General features: G+C 67.4%; 21 protein-coding genes. 9 read left to right on the top strand and 12 right to left on the bottom strand.

Annotated features, from left to right (window positions below):
- Positions 1-38: 38 nt before the first annotated feature.
- Positions 39-1442 (top strand): threonine synthase, encoded by a 1404-nt coding sequence (gene thrC / locus ACIP5T_RS07995; protein ID WP_400862108.1) that lies wholly within the window; start codon positions 39-41, stop codon positions 1440-1442.
- Between the two features lie 23 nt (positions 1443-1465).
- Here the strand turns inward: thrC and ACIP5T_RS07990 are convergent, their stop codons facing one another.
- The 4 genes from ACIP5T_RS07990 to ACIP5T_RS07975 form a co-directional block, all read right to left on the bottom strand.
- On the bottom strand, positions 1466-1954 hold the full coding sequence (locus tag ACIP5T_RS07990; protein ID WP_400862106.1) for a VOC family protein: 489 nt from the start codon (positions 1952-1954) through the stop codon (positions 1466-1468).
- A gap of 95 nt (positions 1955-2049) precedes the next feature.
- The gene (locus tag ACIP5T_RS07985; protein WP_400862104.1) at positions 2050-2316 is read right to left on the bottom strand and encodes a thioredoxin domain-containing protein; all 267 of its coding nucleotides are present in this window, start codon (positions 2314-2316) and stop codon (positions 2050-2052) included.
- A 62-nt stretch (positions 2317-2378) separates the two neighbouring features.
- Positions 2379-2777: a DUF1801 domain-containing protein gene (locus tag ACIP5T_RS07980; protein ID WP_400862102.1), complete on the bottom strand. Its 399-nt coding sequence runs from the start codon at positions 2775-2777 to the stop codon at positions 2379-2381.
- 38 nt (positions 2778-2815) lie between these two features.
- Entirely contained in the window at positions 2816-3826 is a 1011-nt protein-coding gene (locus tag ACIP5T_RS07975) for an FUSC family protein (protein ID WP_400862101.1), read from the bottom strand.
- A 45-nt stretch (positions 3827-3871) separates the two neighbouring features.
- Between ACIP5T_RS07975 and ACIP5T_RS07970 the strand changes: the two genes are divergently transcribed.
- Together ACIP5T_RS07970 and ACIP5T_RS07965 are read left to right on the top strand one after the other, a co-directional pair.
- Positions 3872-5215 carry a M20/M25/M40 family metallo-hydrolase gene (locus tag ACIP5T_RS07970; protein ID WP_400862100.1) on the top strand — a complete coding sequence of 448 codons (1344 nt, stop codon included), beginning with the start codon at positions 3872-3874 and terminating at the stop codon, positions 5213-5215.
- Positions 5216-5273: 58 nt separating this feature from the next.
- Entirely contained in the window at positions 5274-6728 is a 1455-nt protein-coding gene (locus ACIP5T_RS07965; RefSeq protein WP_400862099.1) for an MFS transporter, read from the top strand.
- A 2-nt stretch (positions 6729-6730) separates the two neighbouring features.
- Here the strand turns inward: ACIP5T_RS07965 and ACIP5T_RS07960 are convergent, their stop codons facing one another.
- The 5 genes from ACIP5T_RS07960 to ACIP5T_RS07940 form a co-directional block, all read right to left on the bottom strand.
- Complete coding sequence (locus tag ACIP5T_RS07960; protein WP_400862098.1) at positions 6731-7546, bottom strand: acyl-CoA thioester hydrolase/BAAT C-terminal domain-containing protein; 816 nt, start codon at positions 7544-7546, stop codon at positions 6731-6733.
- A gap of 16 nt (positions 7547-7562) precedes the next feature.
- Positions 7563-7853 carry a hypothetical protein gene (locus ACIP5T_RS07955; RefSeq protein WP_400862097.1) on the bottom strand — a complete coding sequence of 97 codons (291 nt, stop codon included), beginning with the start codon at positions 7851-7853 and terminating at the stop codon, positions 7563-7565.
- A gap of 153 nt (positions 7854-8006) precedes the next feature.
- The gene (locus ACIP5T_RS07950; RefSeq protein WP_400862096.1) at positions 8007-9176 is read right to left on the bottom strand and encodes an RtcB family protein; all 1170 of its coding nucleotides are present in this window, start codon (positions 9174-9176) and stop codon (positions 8007-8009) included.
- A gap of 277 nt (positions 9177-9453) precedes the next feature.
- Positions 9454-9858, bottom strand: a complete 405-nt coding sequence (locus ACIP5T_RS07945) for a VOC family protein (protein ID WP_400862094.1) — start codon at positions 9856-9858, stop codon at positions 9454-9456.
- 33 nt (positions 9859-9891) lie between these two features.
- The gene (locus ACIP5T_RS07940; protein ID WP_400862093.1) at positions 9892-10659 is read right to left on the bottom strand and encodes a siderophore-interacting protein; all 768 of its coding nucleotides are present in this window, start codon (positions 10657-10659) and stop codon (positions 9892-9894) included.
- A 103-nt stretch (positions 10660-10762) separates the two neighbouring features.
- On the opposite strand from ACIP5T_RS07940, the gene ACIP5T_RS07935 reads away from it, so the two are divergent.
- Genes ACIP5T_RS07935 through ACIP5T_RS07920 form a run of 4 tightly spaced genes read left to right on the top strand, consistent with a single transcriptional unit; the run spans position 10763 to position 14567 of the window.
- Positions 10763-11755 carry a siderophore ABC transporter substrate-binding protein gene (locus ACIP5T_RS07935; RefSeq protein ID WP_400862091.1) on the top strand — a complete coding sequence of 331 codons (993 nt, stop codon included), beginning with the start codon at positions 10763-10765 and terminating at the stop codon, positions 11753-11755.
- A gap of 52 nt (positions 11756-11807) precedes the next feature.
- Positions 11808-12797, top strand: coding sequence for an iron chelate uptake ABC transporter family permease subunit (locus ACIP5T_RS07930; RefSeq protein WP_400862090.1), 990 nt, complete (start codon positions 11808-11810; stop codon positions 12795-12797).
- Positions 12790-13815, top strand: a complete 1026-nt coding sequence (locus tag ACIP5T_RS07925; protein ID WP_400862088.1) for an iron chelate uptake ABC transporter family permease subunit — start codon at positions 12790-12792, stop codon at positions 13813-13815. Before ACIP5T_RS07930 ends, ACIP5T_RS07925 begins: the two co-directional genes overlap by 8 nt.
- On the top strand, positions 13812-14567 hold the full coding sequence (locus tag ACIP5T_RS07920; protein WP_400862087.1) for an ABC transporter ATP-binding protein: 756 nt from the start codon (positions 13812-13814) through the stop codon (positions 14565-14567). Before ACIP5T_RS07925 ends, ACIP5T_RS07920 begins: the two co-directional genes overlap by 4 nt.
- A gap of 3 nt (positions 14568-14570) precedes the next feature.
- On the opposite strand, the gene ACIP5T_RS07915 is transcribed toward ACIP5T_RS07920, so the two are convergent.
- From ACIP5T_RS07915 to ACIP5T_RS07905, 3 genes are read right to left on the bottom strand one after another with little or no spacing between them, the layout of a single operon-like run.
- Positions 14571-14768 carry a hypothetical protein gene (locus ACIP5T_RS07915; protein ID WP_140036249.1) on the bottom strand — a complete coding sequence of 66 codons (198 nt, stop codon included), beginning with the start codon at positions 14766-14768 and terminating at the stop codon, positions 14571-14573.
- 37 nt (positions 14769-14805) lie between these two features.
- On the bottom strand, positions 14806-15765 hold the full coding sequence (locus ACIP5T_RS07910) for a DNA-3-methyladenine glycosylase family protein (RefSeq protein ID WP_400862084.1): 960 nt from the start codon (positions 15763-15765) through the stop codon (positions 14806-14808).
- Positions 15766-15800: 35 nt separating this feature from the next.
- Entirely contained in the window at positions 15801-16502 is a 702-nt protein-coding gene (locus tag ACIP5T_RS07905) for a winged helix-turn-helix domain-containing protein (protein WP_400862082.1), read from the bottom strand.
- A 400-nt stretch (positions 16503-16902) separates the two neighbouring features.
- Between ACIP5T_RS07905 and ACIP5T_RS07900 the strand changes: the two genes are divergently transcribed.
- Both ACIP5T_RS07900 and ACIP5T_RS07895 read left to right on the top strand, forming a co-directional pair.
- Positions 16903-17142 (top strand): GNAT family N-acetyltransferase, encoded by a 240-nt coding sequence (locus ACIP5T_RS07900; RefSeq protein ID WP_400864674.1) that lies wholly within the window; start codon positions 16903-16905, stop codon positions 17140-17142.
- Between the two features lie 53 nt (positions 17143-17195).
- The gene (locus ACIP5T_RS07895; protein WP_400862080.1) at positions 17196-17663 is read left to right on the top strand and encodes a DIP1984 family protein; all 468 of its coding nucleotides are present in this window, start codon (positions 17196-17198) and stop codon (positions 17661-17663) included.
- Positions 17664-17861: the final 198 nt, after the last annotated feature.

Here is a 17861-nt window from a genome sequence, read left to right as displayed (position 1 = left end):
ATGGAAGCCCCGCGCCGATTCCGAACCGAGGAGCACCCGTGCAGTACATCTCCACCCGAGGCGGCATGCAGCCGCTGCCGTACTGCGAGACACTGCTCGAGGGGCTCGCGACCGACGGCGGGCTCGCCGTGCCCGAGACCATGCCGACGGTCGACGGCGAGACGCTCGAGCGCTGGCGGGCGCTGACCTACCCGCAGCTCGCGACCGAGGTGCTCGGGCTGTTCGCGACGGACATCCCCCGAGCCGATCTCGCGCGCATGACCGCCGCGGCCTACGACCAGTTCCCCGAAGAGGTCGTGCCGCTGCGCTCGATCGATGACGACCTCACTCTGGTGGGTCTCTCGGAGGGTCCCACGCTGGCGTTCAAGGACATGGCCATGCAGTTCCTCGGCCAGGTCGTCGAGTACGCCCTGGAGCGCAAGGGCTCGGTGCTGAACATCCTCGGCGCGACCTCCGGAGACACGGGATCGGCTGCCGAGCACGCTCTGCGCGGCAAGGATCGCATCTCGGTCTTCATGCTGTCGCCGAAGGGACGCATGAGCGCCTTCCAGCGTGCGCAGATGTTCTCGCTCGCAGACGAGAACATCCACAACATCGTCGTCGACGGCGTGTTCGACGACTGCCAGAACCTCGTCAAGTCGCTCGCCGGTGACCTCGACTTCAAGCGCGCCCAGCACCTCGGCGCGGTCAACTCGATCAACCTCGCCCGCATCACCGCTCAGGTCGTCTACTACTTCTGGGCATGGCTGCGCGCGACGGATGCCGGTGGGTGGACCGAGGTGTCATTCACCGTGCCGTCCGGAAACTTCGGCAACATCCTCTCGGGGTTCTTCGCGAAGCAGATGGGGCTGCCGATCCGCCGCCTCGTGCTCGCTGCCAACGAGAACAACGTGCTGGACGAGTTCTTCCGCACCGGTGTCTACCGTCCTCGCAGCGCGGCGCAGACGCTCGCCACCTCGAGCCCGTCGATGGACATCTCGAAGGCCTCGAACCTCGAGCGCTTCATCTTCGAGCTCGTCGGACGTGATGCGACCCGCGTGGTGAAGGCCTGGCAGGATCTCGACACCCAGGGCTTCTTCGATTTCACCGCCGATCTCGCTCGTTTCGTCGACGAGTTCGGCATCGTCAGCGGCACCTCGACGCACGCCGACAGGCTCGAGACGATCAAGTCGGTCTACGAGTCGACGGGCGACATCATCGACCCGCACACCGCCGACGGGGTCAAGGTCGCCCGCGAGAATGTCGAACCGGGCGTGCCGATGCTCGTACTCGAGACCGCGAAGCCGCAGAAGTTCGCCGAGACGATCCGCGAGGCGATCGGTGTCGAGCTCGAGTACTCGTCAGAGCTGCGCACCATGCTCGACGCTCCGCAGCGCAAGACAGAGATGGCAGACGACGAGCACGAGCTCCGCGCGTTCATCGCCGCCAAGGCCCTGCGCTGAGCGGGCGCTGACTCCGCTCGGGCTCACCCGACGCACCGGAGCCTCTCCTGTTGACACAGGCAGGGGAGGGTCTTCGCAGTCAGGGTGTCGGTCGCGTGCGGCTCATTCGGGGTGCCGTGCAGCATCCACGGCACCCCGAACCGATCGACCAGCATCCCGAAACTGCCGCCCCATGGCGGAGTGTCGAGCGGCATGACGATCGCCGCTCCGTCGGAGAGGGCGTCCCAGACCTGCTGGGTCCTCTCCTGCGAGTTGCCGCTGAGCGAGACGGAGAACCCCTGCGGCGGCTCGAACGGAATGCCGTCGGGAGTGTCTGATGCCATGAGCACCAGGCCGTCGGGCGTGGTGAGCTGCGCGTGCATCACGAGGTGCGCCTGATCGGGGTTCTGCACCATGTCGGGGAACTCGCCGAACACATTGATGTCGAGGTCGCCGCCGAGAATGCCCTGGTAGAACTCCATCGCCTGCCGCGCTTCGGTGCGGAACGAGAGATACGGATTGAGATTGGCCACGACTGCCCCCAGCGATGTCAGGCGGGGCCGTCATCGGCCCTGCTGCGGCTCATTCTGCGCCGGGGAGCGGACATCCGCAAGGGCTCGATCAGGGCTCAGGCGGGGAGGGCCTTCACGGCTGCGGTCAGCACCTGAGGGACCGTGGGCACACCCTCCGCTCGGAAAACCTCCGTGCCCGTGGCATCGCGGATGATGACGGTCGGGGTGAAGCGGATGTCGAGCGCCTCCGCTGCGTCCGGCTCCGCTGCGACGTCGATCTCGGTGACTGTCGCATCGGGCAGGTAGCGCACCGCATCCGACACGACCGTGCGGGTTCGCGAGCAGGCTCCGCAGAACGCAGAGGTGACCAGCGTCAGTTCCATCGCTTTCCTCTCGGCTCTCGATGTGCAACCCGGCACCGGTCCGCCGTGTTCCCGGATCGACCTCAGAACTCGGTGCGCTTGACGAGGCCGCGGTTCGTGCGGATGTGCTCGTAGTCCCACTGCACGACCCGCGACTCCGACAGCCAGACAGCCAGACGGTCGATGTCGATCTCCGAGACGTCGACGAACCTCACCTCGGCTGCTTCGAATGAACCTGACGCGACGAGACCGGGCTCGGCGAACGACTGGCCGCTCCAGAACATCAGCCGCACGGCATCCTTCAGCCGGTCATATCCCACGATCGGATTGCCGTCGAGGAACCAGACGGGGTGCGCGTGCCAGACCTTGGCCGTCGCCTCGGGCAGTCCTCGGTCGATCTCATCGGCGAGACGCTCGCAGATCTCACGATCTTCGGGGGTGAGTCTCTGGTGGTAGTCGTCGATCTCTGGCGCGCGGGTCATGGTGCGAGTATGGCCCCTGCGACAGCCACGGTCGAGCGTCAGGTGCGAGGTGTCGCGGCGCGAGGATGCAGCAGGCCCGAAAGCGCACCGAGCGCGGCACCGACGAGGGTGTCGACGATGCGTTCCCACGCCACGACCATCGAACCGATCTCGCCGGTCGCCGCACCCGTCAACAGCAGCACGAGCGGCGTGATGAAGACGAGCGCGAGGGCGTAGTGGCGCACCACGACGAGCTCGATCGTGAACTGCAGAGCACCCAGGAGCAGTGCCAGCCAGAGACCCGAGGGATGCAGCAGCGCGAGAAGGGCGTAGACGCCGGCGCCCACGACTGTCCCGAGCATGCGGTGCAGGCCGCGCTGCACTGCGGCGCGTCGGGCAGCCGCCACGCCGATCACGGCGACGGCCGATCCGACGATCCAGTAGGTCCGCGTCGGATCGATCACCAGCCCGAGCAGAACCCCGATGACCGAGACGATCGCGACTCGGATCAGCAGCATGCGCGAATCGGCGGTGAAGTCGGGCCCTGGCAGCAGCTCACGCAGCGGCCGGGCCGAGACCGCACGCGCTCGGGGGAGCAGAAGCGGCGCCATCGCGACCAGGTAGGAGAACACGCATCCGGCCGCGAGGGCGGCGATGTAGACCATCGGCTCGATCGCAGAGCTGACGACCACGTGAGCGGAGAGCCCGAAGACCAGCACGAAGAAGAGGGGCCCCGGCGGGCCGAGCCGGAAGCCGAAGGCCAGAACGGCGCTGACGACCGCGACCACCACGACTCCGATGCTCACGAGCCAGGCGTTCGCGGACAGGGCGACTCCGAGCGCGGCGCTCGCGATCAGGCCCGCGGCGACGAGGGGCAGGATTCTCGCGCGATCCACCACCGGGGAGGTTCCGGCGAAGAGAACCGTGAACGCCCCCGACGCGGCGATGTACCCGAGCGCGGGCTCGCCGATCATGGTCATGACGGCGATCGGCACTGCGATGCCCAGCGCCGCCTGGGTGGCGAGATGCCAGCGCGGACCGCGCTTGGGTGCCAGGGCGAACAGGCTCATCCATCCATTGTCTCGCGGGTGGGAGGCGCTGCGCCCGGCGCTACGATGGCCGACGTGACAGAACCTCGACCGGGAATCGCCGAACGTCTCTCGCAGATGATCCGGCTGCCTACAGTGTCGGCTGAGCTCGAGGAACGCGGATCCGGGCCCTTCGAGGCCTTCGTCTCGTTGATCGCCGAACTCTATCCGCTCGTGCACGAGCACCTCACGCTCGAACGACACACCGATTTCGGGCTGCTCTTCCACTGGTCGGGCAGGGATGCCGCGTCCGACGGGCCGGTCGTGCTGATGGCGCACTATGACGTCGTGCCGGTGGATGAGAGCGATGCGTGGACGCATCCTCCGTTCGAGGGCGTCGTCGCCGACGGGGTGGTCTACGGGCGAGGGGCTCTCGACGACAAGGGTCCGCTGATCGTCGTGCTCGAGGCCGTCGAGAATCTGCTCGCCGAGGGTTTCGTCCCCGGGCGAGACGTCTACCTCTCGTTCGGTGGCAACGAAGAGACCTTCGGCAGAGCGGCCGAGGAGATCGCGCGGGCGCTCCGCGAGCGCGGCATCATCCCGTGGCTGGTGGTCGACGAGGGCGGTGCGGTGGTCGATGCCCCGCTGCCGTTCGTCCCGGGACGAGCGGCCATGATCGGCGTCGGCGAGAAGGGCGTCATGACCCTCACCCTCTCGGCGCGCGGCGAGGGTGGCCACGCATCGGCTCCACCCTCTCGCACGGCAGTCCGGAGGGTGGCGAGGGCCGTGGATCGGCTCGGACCGCGAACGTTCCGCCCCCGCCCCTCGAAGGCGATCGGGCGGATGCTGTCGCAGCTCGGCGCTCAGACGCCCGGTCCTGCGCGGCACCTGCTTCGTCTGCTCGGATCCGCCCCGCTCCTGACCGGCCAGCTGTTCGCCGCGCTCGGCGGGGAGCCTGCGGCCCTCGTGCGCACGACTGTGGCTCCGACGATGCAGTCGGGCGGCACGGCGGCGAATGTGCTGCCCTCTCAGGCATCGGCGACCGTGAATCTGCGCATCGCTCTGGGTGAGACGACGCAGCAGACCGTGCTGCGGGTGCGCCGCCGCATCCGGGATCCGCTCGTGACGGTCGCCGTCGTGGAGGCGAGCGAACCCTCGCCCGAATCCGCGACAGACAACGCCCAGTTCGCGCTGCTCGCGGACGCACTCGCGGTCTCGCATCCCGGAGTCCCCGCCGTGCCGTACGTGATGATGGCGGCGACCGACTCCCGCCACTTCCACCGCTTCGCGCCCGCCGTCTACCGCTTCGCGCCGCTCGACATGTCGAACGCGCAGCGGGCGTCGATCCACGGGGTCGATGAGAACGTCGAGATCGCCGCGCTCGAGCGCGGGGAGCGGTTCCATCGAGCTCTCCTCGAGCGGCTAGGGTGATGCCACCCCCTCACGGGCGTCTCGGCGCCCGGCTCAGCCCCTTCACCGAGGAGCCGCGATGACGCGCAGCCGAACTCTGGGAACCCTCGCCACGGTCGTCGGTTTCCTCGCTTTCGTCGAGTTCACCAGCGGTGTGCTCCAGGGCTACTACACGCCCATGCTCACCGACATCGCGCGGCATCTGGGCATCCACGATGCCGACGTGAACTGGCTGGAGGGCACGCAGCTCATGCTCTCGGCTCTCGTCGTGCCGGCGTTCGCGAAGCTCGGCGACATGGTCGGGCACAAGCGGATGCTGTTGATCTCGACGGCACTGACCGCCGCGGCGGCGCTCGTCCTGCCGTTCACGGACTCGTTCCCCGTGTTCCTGATCGGCTGGACGCTGATGGGCTTCTACGTCGTCTGGCTGCCGCTCGAGATCGCGCTCATCTGGTCGCGCTCCCGACGCATGGAGGGGCGCTCCTCGATCACGGCGAAGGCCGCCGGGCTCCTGGTCGCGGCACTCGAAGGCGGTGCGATCATCGGTGCTCTCGTCGGCGGCGCGCTGATCGATGTCCTGCCGCTCACGGTCGTGCTCCTCATCCCCGCAGTGCTGATCGTCGTCTGCTTCTTCGTGATCCTGTTCGGGGTGAAGGAGTCGCCCGATCCGACCGGCGGCGTGTTCGACACGGTCGGCGTCGTGTTGATCTCGCTCGCCCTGATCTGCTTCACCGGCGGCTTGAGCCTTCTCCGCCTCGAGGGCGGGCTCGTCAACCCCTGGTCGTGGGCGGTCGTCGTGCTCGGACTCCTGCTCGTGATCCCGTTCGTGCTCTGGGAGCTGCGCTGCGATGACCCTCTCATCGACGTGCGCATGTTCCGCTCACCGGCGCTCGGCCCCGTCTTCCTCACAGCCGGCCTGTTCGGGGTGAGCGTGCTGGGGGCCCAGGCGCCGCTGTCGACGTTCGCCCGCACCGATCCGGGTGTCTACGGCTATGGGCTCGGAACCACCGGCTTCGCGACGTCGCTGATCATCGGGCTGTACCTCATCGCGATGATCGCCGGCGCTCTGCTGTTCCCGCTCATCGCTCGACTGGTGACGCCGCGGATCACTCTCATGGGTGCGTCTCTGCTCGTCGGCATCGGGTTCCTGCTGTTCCTGCCGTTCCATGACTCGTATGTGCAGGTGGTGACGAACATGGTCATCGTCGGTCTCGGCTCCGGCGCTCTCGTGGCGGCCCTCCCCGCGGCGGCCGCATCGGCGGCTCCCGCGACGCAGACGGGGGTCGCGACGGGCCTCACGAACTCGGTCAAGACGGTGGGTGGAGCGATCGCCTCGTGCGTCTTCGGCATCGCGCTGCTCAACGGCGTGAGCGGAGCGGTCGAGGGCACCGCAGGGTCGTTCGCCGGCTACATCACGGTGTGGGTGGTCTGCGGCGTGACGGCGCTCGTCGCCGCCGCCATCCTCGTCTTCGTCCCGAAAGCGGCTTTCACCGACAGAACGGATGCCGAAGCCGTCGCCACACCGGCCGTCTGACGTCAGTCGGGGTTCAGGTCGAGGATCCGGGAGATCTCGGGCCAGGCCCGCATACCGAGTTCTGCATCGGCCGACGGTGTGCCACCCCGGGCCATGTTCACGCCGCCGGCCGCGGGGATCTCGCCGGGAAGCAGCAGGCGATGCCCCGCGTCCGGATGCAGCACGACCGTCGTGCGGCTGCCATGGGCCCGACGACGCTCCGCGATCGCGGTCGCGAATGCGGCACTCGGCCAGACTCGGTCGTCGCCTCCGGCGATCAGCAGCAGATCGCCGGAGAGCCGCTCGACAGGAATCGATGCCACCTCGGTGAGTGCCGGGTCGAGGGTCAGGCTCGACGAGTACAGCGAGAGGTACTCGGGCGGGTCGGTGGTCGGGGTCCATGCGGGATCGAACGCGACCGACGGCAGCGCAGAACCGCCCAGGGTCCAGTGAGAAGACCAGCGCCCCTCCGCCAACCCGGACCAGACGACCGACGAGGGGGAGACGGCGATGGTGGCGTCGACCTCGACGGTGGTCGCGGTGACGAGTGCCGCCTCGGCACCGAACGACGTTCCGAAGATCGCCACGCGATCGTGGTCTCGTCGCAGCAGCTCGATCTGATCGATGAACAGTTCGATCGGCACCTCATGGGCCGTCGGTCGCTGGCCGATGCCGCCGAACCATCGGATCGCACGCACGCGCGCACCACGACGGCTGAGGAGATCGGCGCGAGCGGATTCGAGGCGCCCGCTCGAACCGGCGAGCAACAGCACTGCCGTCCCGCAGGGGTGCTCGGGGAGCGCGTCGTAGGCGTCATCCGAGACGATGGGTGAAGGCATGTGTCGTGAGCCGGAGTCAGTCGCGGTCGAGCCCGAAGGAGCGCTTGACGACTGCCTGCATGTCGCGGTCGAGTCCGTCGATGCGCGTGTTCACGGTGTCGAAGCGGGCGTTCATCTCTCCACGGAGCCCGCCGATCTGGGCATTCATCTCTCCACGAAGGCCGCCGATCTGGGCGTTCATCTCGTTGCGGAGGCCACCGATCTCGGTGCGGACGACGCGGATGAACAGCGTGGAGACGACGGTCAGCATGCCGAACATGAGCGCGGTGAAACACCCGATCATGGTCCAGATCTGAGGGTCGGTCATGAGGTGCACCATGTCATCCTCGCATCGTTCCACGCCGAACAGGGGAGTCGAGGTCGCTGTATACCGTCATCCCGAGCGGTGGGAGGAACTCGAGTCGCGGGCAGGGTGTGCAGGAGGGATGGCGGTGACTCGCGTCACCGCCCACCCCCTTGCTCAGTCGCCCTTCACGTTGACGAGCTGCCGCAGCGTGTGCCGGATCGAGACCAGGCTCGCGGCATCCGCCATGACCTGATCGATCGGCTTGTACGCCTGCGGAATCTCGTCGATGAAGGCGCTCGTGTCACGGAACTCGATGCCGGTCATCGCCTCGCGCAGCTGCTCGTGAGAGAAGGTCCGGCGAGCCGCCGACCGCGAGTACTCCCGGCCGGCGCCGTGCGGTGAGGAGTTCAGCGACTGCGGGTCGCCGAGCCCTTCGACCACATACGACGCTGTTCCCATCGAGCCCGGGATGAGTCCGGGGCGTCCGGCATCCGCGTGGATCGCGCCCTTCCTCGACACCCACACCCTCTTGCCGTAGTGCTTCTCCGATTCGGTGAAGTTGTGGTGGCAGTTGATGCGCTCCTGCTCGTCGACGGGGGTTCCGAGGAACTCCGACACCTGCCTCGCGACACGGTCCATCATCTCCTCGCGGTTGAGCAGCGCGAAGTGCTGGGCCCACCGCAGCTCCCGGATGTACCGGGTGAACTCCGTGGTGCCCTCGACGAGATAGGCCAGATCGGGGTCGGGCAGCTCGATCCACCACTGCTTCGCCAGCCGCTGCGCGACGGCGATGTGGTGGCCCGCGATCCGGTTGCCGACGCCCCGGGAACCGGAGTGCAGGAAGAGCCACACACGGTCGAGCTCGTCCACCGAGACCTCGATGAAGTGGTTGCCCGAACCGAGGGTGCCGAGCTGGAGCCGCCAGTTCTTGGCATACGTCTCGGGGTCGAATTCGCTCTTCTCGGCGAGGGCCTCGAGCTCGGCGATGCGAGGCTCGGCGGTCGCGACGATCTTGTTGTTGTACCGGCCGGCCGAGAGCGGGATCGCGCGTTCGATCTGCTCGCGCAGTTCGGCGAGATCGCGGCCGTCGAGATCCGTCTTCGTGAACTGGGTGCGCACGGCGATCATGCCGCAGCCGATATCGACGCCCACGGCGGCCGGGATGATCGCACCGAGCGTCGGGATGACCGACCCGACCGTCGCCCCCTTGCCGAGGTGCGCATCCGGCATCAACGCCAGGTGCGGATGGATGAACGGCATGCGCGCGGTGGTGTGCGCCTGATCGAGTGTCTTCTCATCGATCATCGACGCCCACGAGAGCAGCCGTGTGGAGAGCCTCTCCATGGTTCCTTTCCTTTGTGTGATGTTCAGCCACAGGTCGGGAGTCTCGTGAGAAACACAAATGCCCCGAACCTGACGGTGCGGGGCATGAGAACAGCGGATGCTGTCACACGGCGCGCGCCGGAGGGTACGACTCGTAGCGGTCATTGCGCTTCTGCTGAAGCGGCAAGACCGCGGCGAAGGGGAAGTTCCGCATGGCGGTCATCCGTCGTCTCCTCGGCGTGAATGCTGTGCTCGATCGGCACAGCTTTGCAACACTAGGACGCGACACGCCCGGGAGTCAAGCGGACGCGTGCGGAGGGTTGTGCATGAATTCGACCCGGATGCCGTCGGCATCCTCGACGAAGGAGGCGTAGTAGCGGTCGGTGTACCGCGGGTACTCCTTCGGCTCTCGGACCGCCGTCCATCCGGCGTCGAGCGCCACTGCATGCAGGCGATCCACCTCATCGCGCGAGGGTACGGCGAACGCGATGTGCTGCCAGCCGACGCGACCGTGCCGGTGAGGACCGGAGTCCTCGTCCCACGCGTAGAGGATGATCTCCGTCTCGTCGCCGTAGTTCCACGAGATGGAATGGTCGTCCTCGCCGCCGCTCTCGTAGCCGAGCGCGATGAGCACGGGGTGGAACTGGGCCCTGCCCCGTTCGAGGTCGTCGACCGTGATGCCCAGATGATCCAGAAGTGCCATGCGTTCAGTCTTCCAGTCGACGCGCGCGTTGCACTAGTGCGGAGCGTGGTACTCGGCTTCGCCGCGCTTCCAGTAGCCCTTGACCACCGCGTTCGCTGAGTCGATGCCCCAACGATCGAGCAGTGCACGACCCGGCTTCACGATCGACTGCTCGGCTGCGATGAAGACGAAGGGGTCCTCGCCGACCGGCTCGTCAGGGGCGAGTTCGTCGAGGAATGCGATGAGCGCCGACCCGGACGGCGCGTCGCCGCGATGCAACCACTCGATGTCGACGGGCGCGGCGATCTCGATCTCCCGGCCCGCCGAGACCGTCTCGATCACGATTCGCGCGGCGACGCCCGCGGGGATGAGCGACGCGAAGCGCCGGATCGCGGGGATGGCCGTCTCGTCTCCGACGAGCAGCCAGGAGCCGGGGCTGCCGTTCAGCACAGCCGACCCGCGGGGCCCGCCGACACCGATCGATGACCCGAGAGGAGCAGTCGCCGCCCAAGGGGCTGCGATACCCGAGTCGCCGTGCACGGCGAACTCGACATCGAGCCAGTCCGCTCCCCAGTCGAGGGGGGTGTACTCGCGACTCGGAGCCGCCCGCATCTCCTCGATGGAACCCACGGGGCCCGTGGGGAAGAACAGGCGCATGTGGTCGTCGGATCCGAGGGAGTCGAATCCCTCGAGGTCGCCGCCGGTGAGGCGTACGCGGACGAAGTCGGGGGCGAGCCACTCTCTGGCGCTGAGAGTCACCGTGCGGAACCGCAGGTCGAGGCCTCGGCGCTCGATCGAGAAGCCGGATTTCGTATCGCTCATAAAGTAAGGCTAACCTATCTTCCAGGTCGAACTTAGGCATGCCTAAGTCGATCGTCCTGCGCCGATCGTGCGCGTTTCCACACCGCAGAACAGGAGTCTCTCCATGTCCATGCCCAGAATCCTCAGCGCCACGAGCGTCGGTCTCGTCGGTCTCCTCGCCCTCGCAGGCTGCGCCTCCGGAGCAGAAGCAGAGCCGGCCGAGACTGCGCCCGCCGCCGACTCCGTCACGATCGAGGACAACACCGGATCCCACGAGATCGCCACGCCTCCCGCATCCGTCGTCGCACTGGACAACCGCACCTTCCAGACGCTCTCCGACTGGGGAGTCGAGCTCTCCGCCGGCGCGGTCGCGCTCATGCCCGACACGGTGTCGTACCTCGACGACGACTCGATCGTCGACATCGGCCTGCACAGCGAGCCCGACCTCGAGGCGATCGTCGCCGTCGAACCCGATCTGATCATCAGCGGACAGCGCTTCACGCAGCACAACGAGGCCATCGCCGAGCTCGTGCCCGACGCCACGATCATCGACCTGGAACCGCGGGAGGGCGAGCCCTTCGATGAGGAGCTCAAGAGGCAGGTCACGGTGCTCGGCGAGATCTTCGGCAAGCAGGACGAGGCAGAGGCGCTGGTCGACGACTTCGACGCGGCGGTCGAGCGGGCGAAGGCCGCCTACGACGACGCCGACACCGTCATGGCGGTGAACACCTCGGGCGGCGAGATCGGATATCTGGCACCGACCGTGGGTCGCTCACTCGGGCCGATCTACGACATCCTCGGGCTGACCCCGGCGCTCGAGGTGGACGACGCCTCCGACGACCACCAGGGCGACGACATCTCGGTCGAGGCGATCGCCGCCTCGAACCCCGACTGGCTCCTGGTGCTCGACCGCGACGCCGTGTTCGCCGCAGAGACCCCCGACTACGTGCAGGCATCCGAGATCCTGGAGGGCTCCGAAGCACTCGCCGGCGTCACGGCCGTCGCGGATGAGCAGATCGTCTACATGCCCACCGACACCTACCTGAACGAGGGTATCCAGACCTACACGACGTTCCTGAACGACCTCGCCGACGCCCTCGAGGCCGCTCAGAAGTAGTCCGCTCGGCGGCATCCGCTCAAGGGCGGATGCCGCCGGCCGGCGTCCCATCATGGTCCGCACCGCGTTCTCCGTCGAGCCGCCCCGATCTGCCGGGCGGCTCTTCGACGTCAAGCTCCTCGTCGGCATCCTCATCGTCCTCGCGCTTCTCGTCGTATCCCTCTTCACGGGCGTGTACGACATCGCCGGAGCCGCTGACGGTGCCGAGATGTTCCAGATCACCCGCGTGCCGAGGACGATCGCGCTCGTCCTCGCGGGTGCCGCGATGGCCATGGCTGGCCTCGTCATGCAGCTGCTGACGCAGAACCGCTTCGTCGAGCCCACGACCACCGGCACCACCGAGTGGGCGGGGCTCGGGCTGCTGACCGTGATGGTGCTCGTGCCCAACCCGTCGATCCCGCTGCGGATGGCGGGTGCCATCATTGCGGCCTTCATCGGCACCATGGTGTTCTTCGCCTTCCTGCGCCGAGTCTCGCTGAAGTCGTCTCTCATCGTCCCGATCGTCGGCATCATGCTGGGTGCCGTCGTCGGATCGGTGTCGACCTATTTCGCGCTCGCAACGGATTCGCTGCAGGCCATCGGGGTCTGGTTCGCGGGCAGCTTCACGTCGGTGCTCCGCGGGCAGTACGAGATGCTCTGGATCGTGGCGATCGTCGGAGTCGTCGTCTTCGTCGTAGCCGACCGTCTCACGATCGCCGGACTGGGGGAGGAGATCGCGACGAACGTCGGGGTGAACTACAACCGGGTGATCCTCCTCGGAACCGTGCTCATCGCGATCACGACCGGCGTCGTGACGGTCGTCGTCGGCAACCTGCCGTTCCTGGGACTCATCGTCCCCAACGTCGTCTCGATGGTCCGCGGTGACGACCTGCGCAGCAACCTCCCGTGGGTCTGCCTGCTCGGCATCGCGATCGTCACCGTCTGCGACATCATCGGACGCACGATCATCATGCCGTTCGAGGTGCCGGTGTCACTGATCCTCGGAGTCGTCGGCGCGGTCGTCTTCATCCTGCTCCTGCTGAGGCAGCGTCGTCGTGGCTAGCGTGACAGCGGCCGGCGCCCGCACCTCGGGATCGTTCACGACTCCGCGCGCGCGGCGGCGATACATCATCGTGCTCGGCACTCTCATCGTCCTGTCCGTGTCCCTCGCCTTCGGGCTGCTGGCCTGGGAGAACCCGATGCCGATCGGGTCTCCGGGGTTCTGGCGCATCGCGAAGCTGCGGGTGACGAACGTGACCGTGATGGGCGTGGTCGCCGTGGCGCAGGCGATCGCGACCGTGAGCTTCCAGACGGTCACGAACAACCGCATCATCACGCCGTCGATCATGGGCTTCGAGTCGCTCTACCGGGTCGTGCAGACGACGACCGTCTACCTCTTCGGTGTCGCCGGGCTCGTCGCGATCCAGGGCGTCTGGCAGTTCGGCCTGCAGGTCGTCATCATGGTGGGGCTCGCCATGGCTCTGTACGGATGGCTGCTGTCCGGACGCTACGGCAACCTGCAGATCATGCTCCTCATCGGCATCATCATCGGCGGCGGCCTCGGAGCGATCTCGACCTTCATGCAGCGACTGCTGACCCCCAGCGAGTTCGACGTGCTGGCGGCGCGATTGTTCGGCAATGTCTCCAACGCCGATGCGTCATACCTGCCGCTCGCGATTCCGCTGTGCGTCGTGGCATCCGCGCTGCTGTGGCTGAGGTCGCGGAGGCTGAACCTGCTGGCGCTGGGCCCCGATGTGTCCCGCTCGCTCGGCCTCGACCACAAGCGCGAGCTCTACATCGTGCTCTTCCTCGTCGCCGTGCTGATGGCGACGTCGACCGCACTGGTCGGACCGATGACGTTCCTCGGCTTCCTCGTCGCGACCCTCGCCTACCAGTTCGCCGACACCTACGATCATCGACTGATCTTCCCGGTGGCCGTGCTGACGGCCTTCACGATCCTCGCCGGGGCCTACTTCGTCATGAAGAACGTCTTCTATGCGCAGGGCATGGTCTCGATCCTCATCGAGCTCGTCGGCGGAACCGTCTTCCTCATCGTCATCCTCAGAAAGGGCAGGCTGTGATCACACTCGACGGCGTCCGCCGCCACTACAGCGACGAGGTCGCGATCGGCCCCGTGGACCTCGAGATCCCCGCGGGCGGGATCACTGCGCTGATCGGTCCGAACGGCGCAGGCAAGTCGACGCTGCTGACGATGATCGGCCGGCTCGGCGGCATGGACGCCGGCACGATCGAGATCGCCGGGTACGACGTGGCGACGACGAAGTCGAAGGACCTCGCCAAGATCGTCTCGGTGCTCCGCCAGGAGAACCATTTCGTCACCCGCCTCACCGTGCGTCAGCTCGTCGGGTTCGGACGCTTCCCGCATTCGCAGGGTCGGTTGACCCGCGATGACGAGGAGATCATCAGCAGGGCGATCGACTTCCTCGACCTCGGTGACCTGGAACGGCGCTATCTCGACGAGCTCTCCGGAGGCCAGCGACAGCGGGCCTACGTCGCGATGGTGCTGGCGCAGGACACCGAGTTCGTGCTGCTCGACGAGCCGCTGAACAACCTCGACATGAAGCATGCCGTGCAGATGATGAAGCACCTGCGTCGGGCGGCTGAGGAGCTCGGACGCACGATCGTCATCGTGCTGCATGACATCAACTTCGCGGGGCACTACGCCGACCACATCTGCGCCATGAAGGACGGAGCCGTCGTCGAGTTCGGCCCGCCCGACGAGATCATGACCGGCGAGGTGCTCACCCGCGTGTTCGATACGTCGGTCCAGGTGGTCGAGGGCCCTTCTGGTCCCCTCGCCGTCTACTACTGACGCTCAGAGCTCGACGCCGTGGTCCTCGTCGTTGACGCCGGCATTGCGGCCACGGCGGGATTCGTAGCCGATGAACCATCCCAGCCAGACGATCGCGGCCAGCAGGATGCCGAGCCAGACGTTCTGGAAGATCAGGCCGATCACGACACCGAGGATGAGAAGCCCTGCGGTGACGGAGAAGCGGAGCACGTTGCGCGACATGGGCTCAGCCTAAAGGCGATTCGCCCTCCACGGGAGGTCAGCGACTGCGGTGGTCTTCGGGCGAGAGACGGGGGCCTCGTCGGGGCTCGCTGATCCTGCTCGCGAGGATGAGGCGGATCACGCGCTGGCGGTGACCCGCCCAGGGAGCGAGCAGCTCGAGCATCCCGTCATCGTCGGTGCGATGGCCGGTGAGGGCGAACCCCACCTGATGGGCGAGGTGATAGTCGCCGACGCTCACCGCGTCCGGATCGCCGAGTGCCCGGATGCGGGTCTCGGCCGAGGTCCACACCCCCACGCCGGGGAGGCTCGTCAGCACGCGGTCACGGTCGTCACCGGTGGGGGCGGCCAGCAGCGCGCGCGAGATGCTCTCTGCACGCTCGGCCACTCGCACGACGGTCTTCGACTGCGGCGGCTGCACAGCGACACGATGCCAGTCCCACGACGGGATGCGGCGCCACTGTGCCGCGGTCGGAGCGGCGTACATCGGTCTCGGCGTCGGACCCGGCGCTCGCTCGCCGAACTTCGTGACGAGCAGTCTCCAGGCGCGGAACGCCTCGAGACCGGTCACCTTCTGCTCGATGATGGCGCAGGCGAGAGCATCGAACACCACGCCGGTGCGAGCCAGGCGGATGCCGGGTGCACGACGGTGGACCTCGGAGATCAAGGGATGGTGTGAAGGATCGAAGCCTGACGGGTCGTCTCCGGCGCCGCACAGATCAGGCACGGTGTCGAGCGCGTGCTCGGCTCCACGACCCCACGCGGTGGCCCTGATCTCGCCGTTCTGCGCGCGCAGCGCCAGGGTCGCGGCGCCGAGGGGAGTTCGGACAGTGCGCCAGATCACCGGGCCGTCGAAGACCATCGTCGGGTCGCCGGGGCCTCGACGGAGCATGCCGACCGTCGAGTGCAGATCCACTGAGGCGGCGGGCCGGTACACCGTCTCGCGCGGTGCGCTGGGAGGAGCCGCGTCGGCGGCTCCGGCATCCGCGGTCAGGGTCATGGGCCCCACCATACGTGGCGGGGCTGACACTCGGATCAGAAGCGGTCGGGCGAGGGTGTGCCGTGGCCGTAGCGGATGACGACGTCTGCGTGACGGTCGAAGCGGTAGCCGATGCCGCGCACAGTGCGGACGATGTCCTCGTAGCGGCCGAGCTTCGCGCGCAGGCGCCGCACGTGCACGTCGATGGTGCGCTCGCCGGGAGTCTCGTCGTCCTGCGCCTGCCACAGTGCCGAGACGAGCTCGCTGCGCTCGATCGTGCGTCCTTCGCGCAGAACGAGGTACTGCAGCAGCTCGAACTCCTTGTAGGTGAACGCCGCGGACTCTCCGTCGATCAGCACCCGCTTGCGCGAGATGTCGACGACGACGCCACCCTCTTCGTCGGTGGTCTCCTCCTCGGCAGCGGCCTTGGTGCGAGCGATCGCTCCGGGCTCGTGCAGAGCGAGGCGGACGACGTCGAGGTCGCGTCCACCCGACCCGTGCGGGGCGAGGGCGACAGTGGCGTGCGTCTCGGCGCCGGGCGCCAGCTCCGCGAGGGTGCGACGCAGGGCGTCGACGAGAAGCGGGAGGCTGACCCCTGCTTCGGCCGCCTTGATCTCGTCGAGACCGACGTAGAGGGCGAAGCCGCGGGGCGAGCGGACGGCGGGAAGGTCTGCATCGAGCGGTGCGGTCGTGGGCGCTGATGCGGTGCGGACAGCGGCAGTGGCGGCGGGACGCTCGAGAAGTGCGATGTTCGACATGATGATGAAGTCCTCAGGACGTGAGCCGGGAGAGGGGCTCTGATGCGTTGCATGAATGACCGGGCGAGCCGGAAGAGCGAGCAAAGGGTGGATGCTCGATGACCCATACCTCGCAGATCGCGAGAAGTCAGGTCAGACGGAGTGGCTGTTCGTTCAGCGACACATTCGGCAACACATGCCAACGCGACCGGGCATCATCATCCCGGCAGTCCTGTTCGCCTCCTGGGCGGACAAAGGGCTTGCGTTGGTAGTCATGGGGGGATTATGTCGGAAGAAGTCCGCGCGTGTCAAAACGGCCGTCGGTGCAGGAGGCGGGCGTAACGTGGAGAGGGTGACCACTTCGACCCTCGCCGCAGGCTTCATCCTCACCGATGAGAAGGATGCATCGCGGTACACGCTGATGCGAGACGGGCAGCTCGTGAGCGTGCTCGACTATCGCGACGACGGACATACGATCGCCCTGACGAGAGCGTTCACCATCCCCACATTCCGCGGCCACGGCTATGCCGGTGTCGTCGTCGAGGGGGCCGTCGCCGAGATCGAGGCGCGCGGAGATCGCAAGGTCGATGCGGTGTGCTGGTACGTCTCCGACTGGTTCCAGGCACACCCCGAGCACGCGTCTCTGCTTCGCACCCGCTGACGACCAGCCGTGTGACGCTGTGTTACACGGCGGCGTGCTGGCAGGATGAGGGCATGAAACTCGCAGAGGCCTTGACCGCCCGCGCAGACCTGCAGCGTCGTATCGAGCAGCTCCGTGCCCGGATCACGGCGAACGCCCGATATCAGGAGGGGGAGGAGCCCGCGGAGGATGCGGCAGCGCTCCTCGTCGAGGGGGACGCCGCACTCGAGCAGCTGCGTGACCTGATCCGGCGCATCAACGCGACCAACTCGCGGCTGGACCTGGGCGCGGACGGGACGATGACGGATGCTCTCGCGGCACGTGACGTCCTGCGGCTGCAGCACTCGCTGCTGGCAGACGCGGCGGCTGCCGCATCAGGAGCGAACGATCAGTTCCTCCGACAGATGAGGTCGGAACTGCGCCAGATCTCCGCACTGCCCGTCGCCGAGCTTCGGGCACGCGCCGATGCGGTCGCGCAGGAATTGCGCGAGCTCGACAACCGGATCCAGCAGGCGAACTGGCTGCATGACCTGAAGGAGTAGCGAGCGGAAGTCGGTAGTCACGACGAGGCGGGCACAACCCCAGCCGGAGGGGCAATTCCGGCCCATGTCGGGCGGAGGGCAGCCCAGATTCGCATCGCGCAGCCCCGCACCCCGCACATGTGATCGCGCATCGCGCATGTCGCATCACCACGTGCCGATCATCGTGACGAGGGTGGGTCAGGGGACCTTCCGCTCGCA

The organism is Microbacterium sp. NPDC088619, from assembly GCF_044752825.1.
In the GTDB taxonomy this organism is placed as follows: domain Bacteria; phylum Actinomycetota; class Actinomycetes; order Actinomycetales; family Microbacteriaceae; genus Microbacterium.
This window is presented reverse-complemented; position numbering and strand designations above follow the sequence as displayed.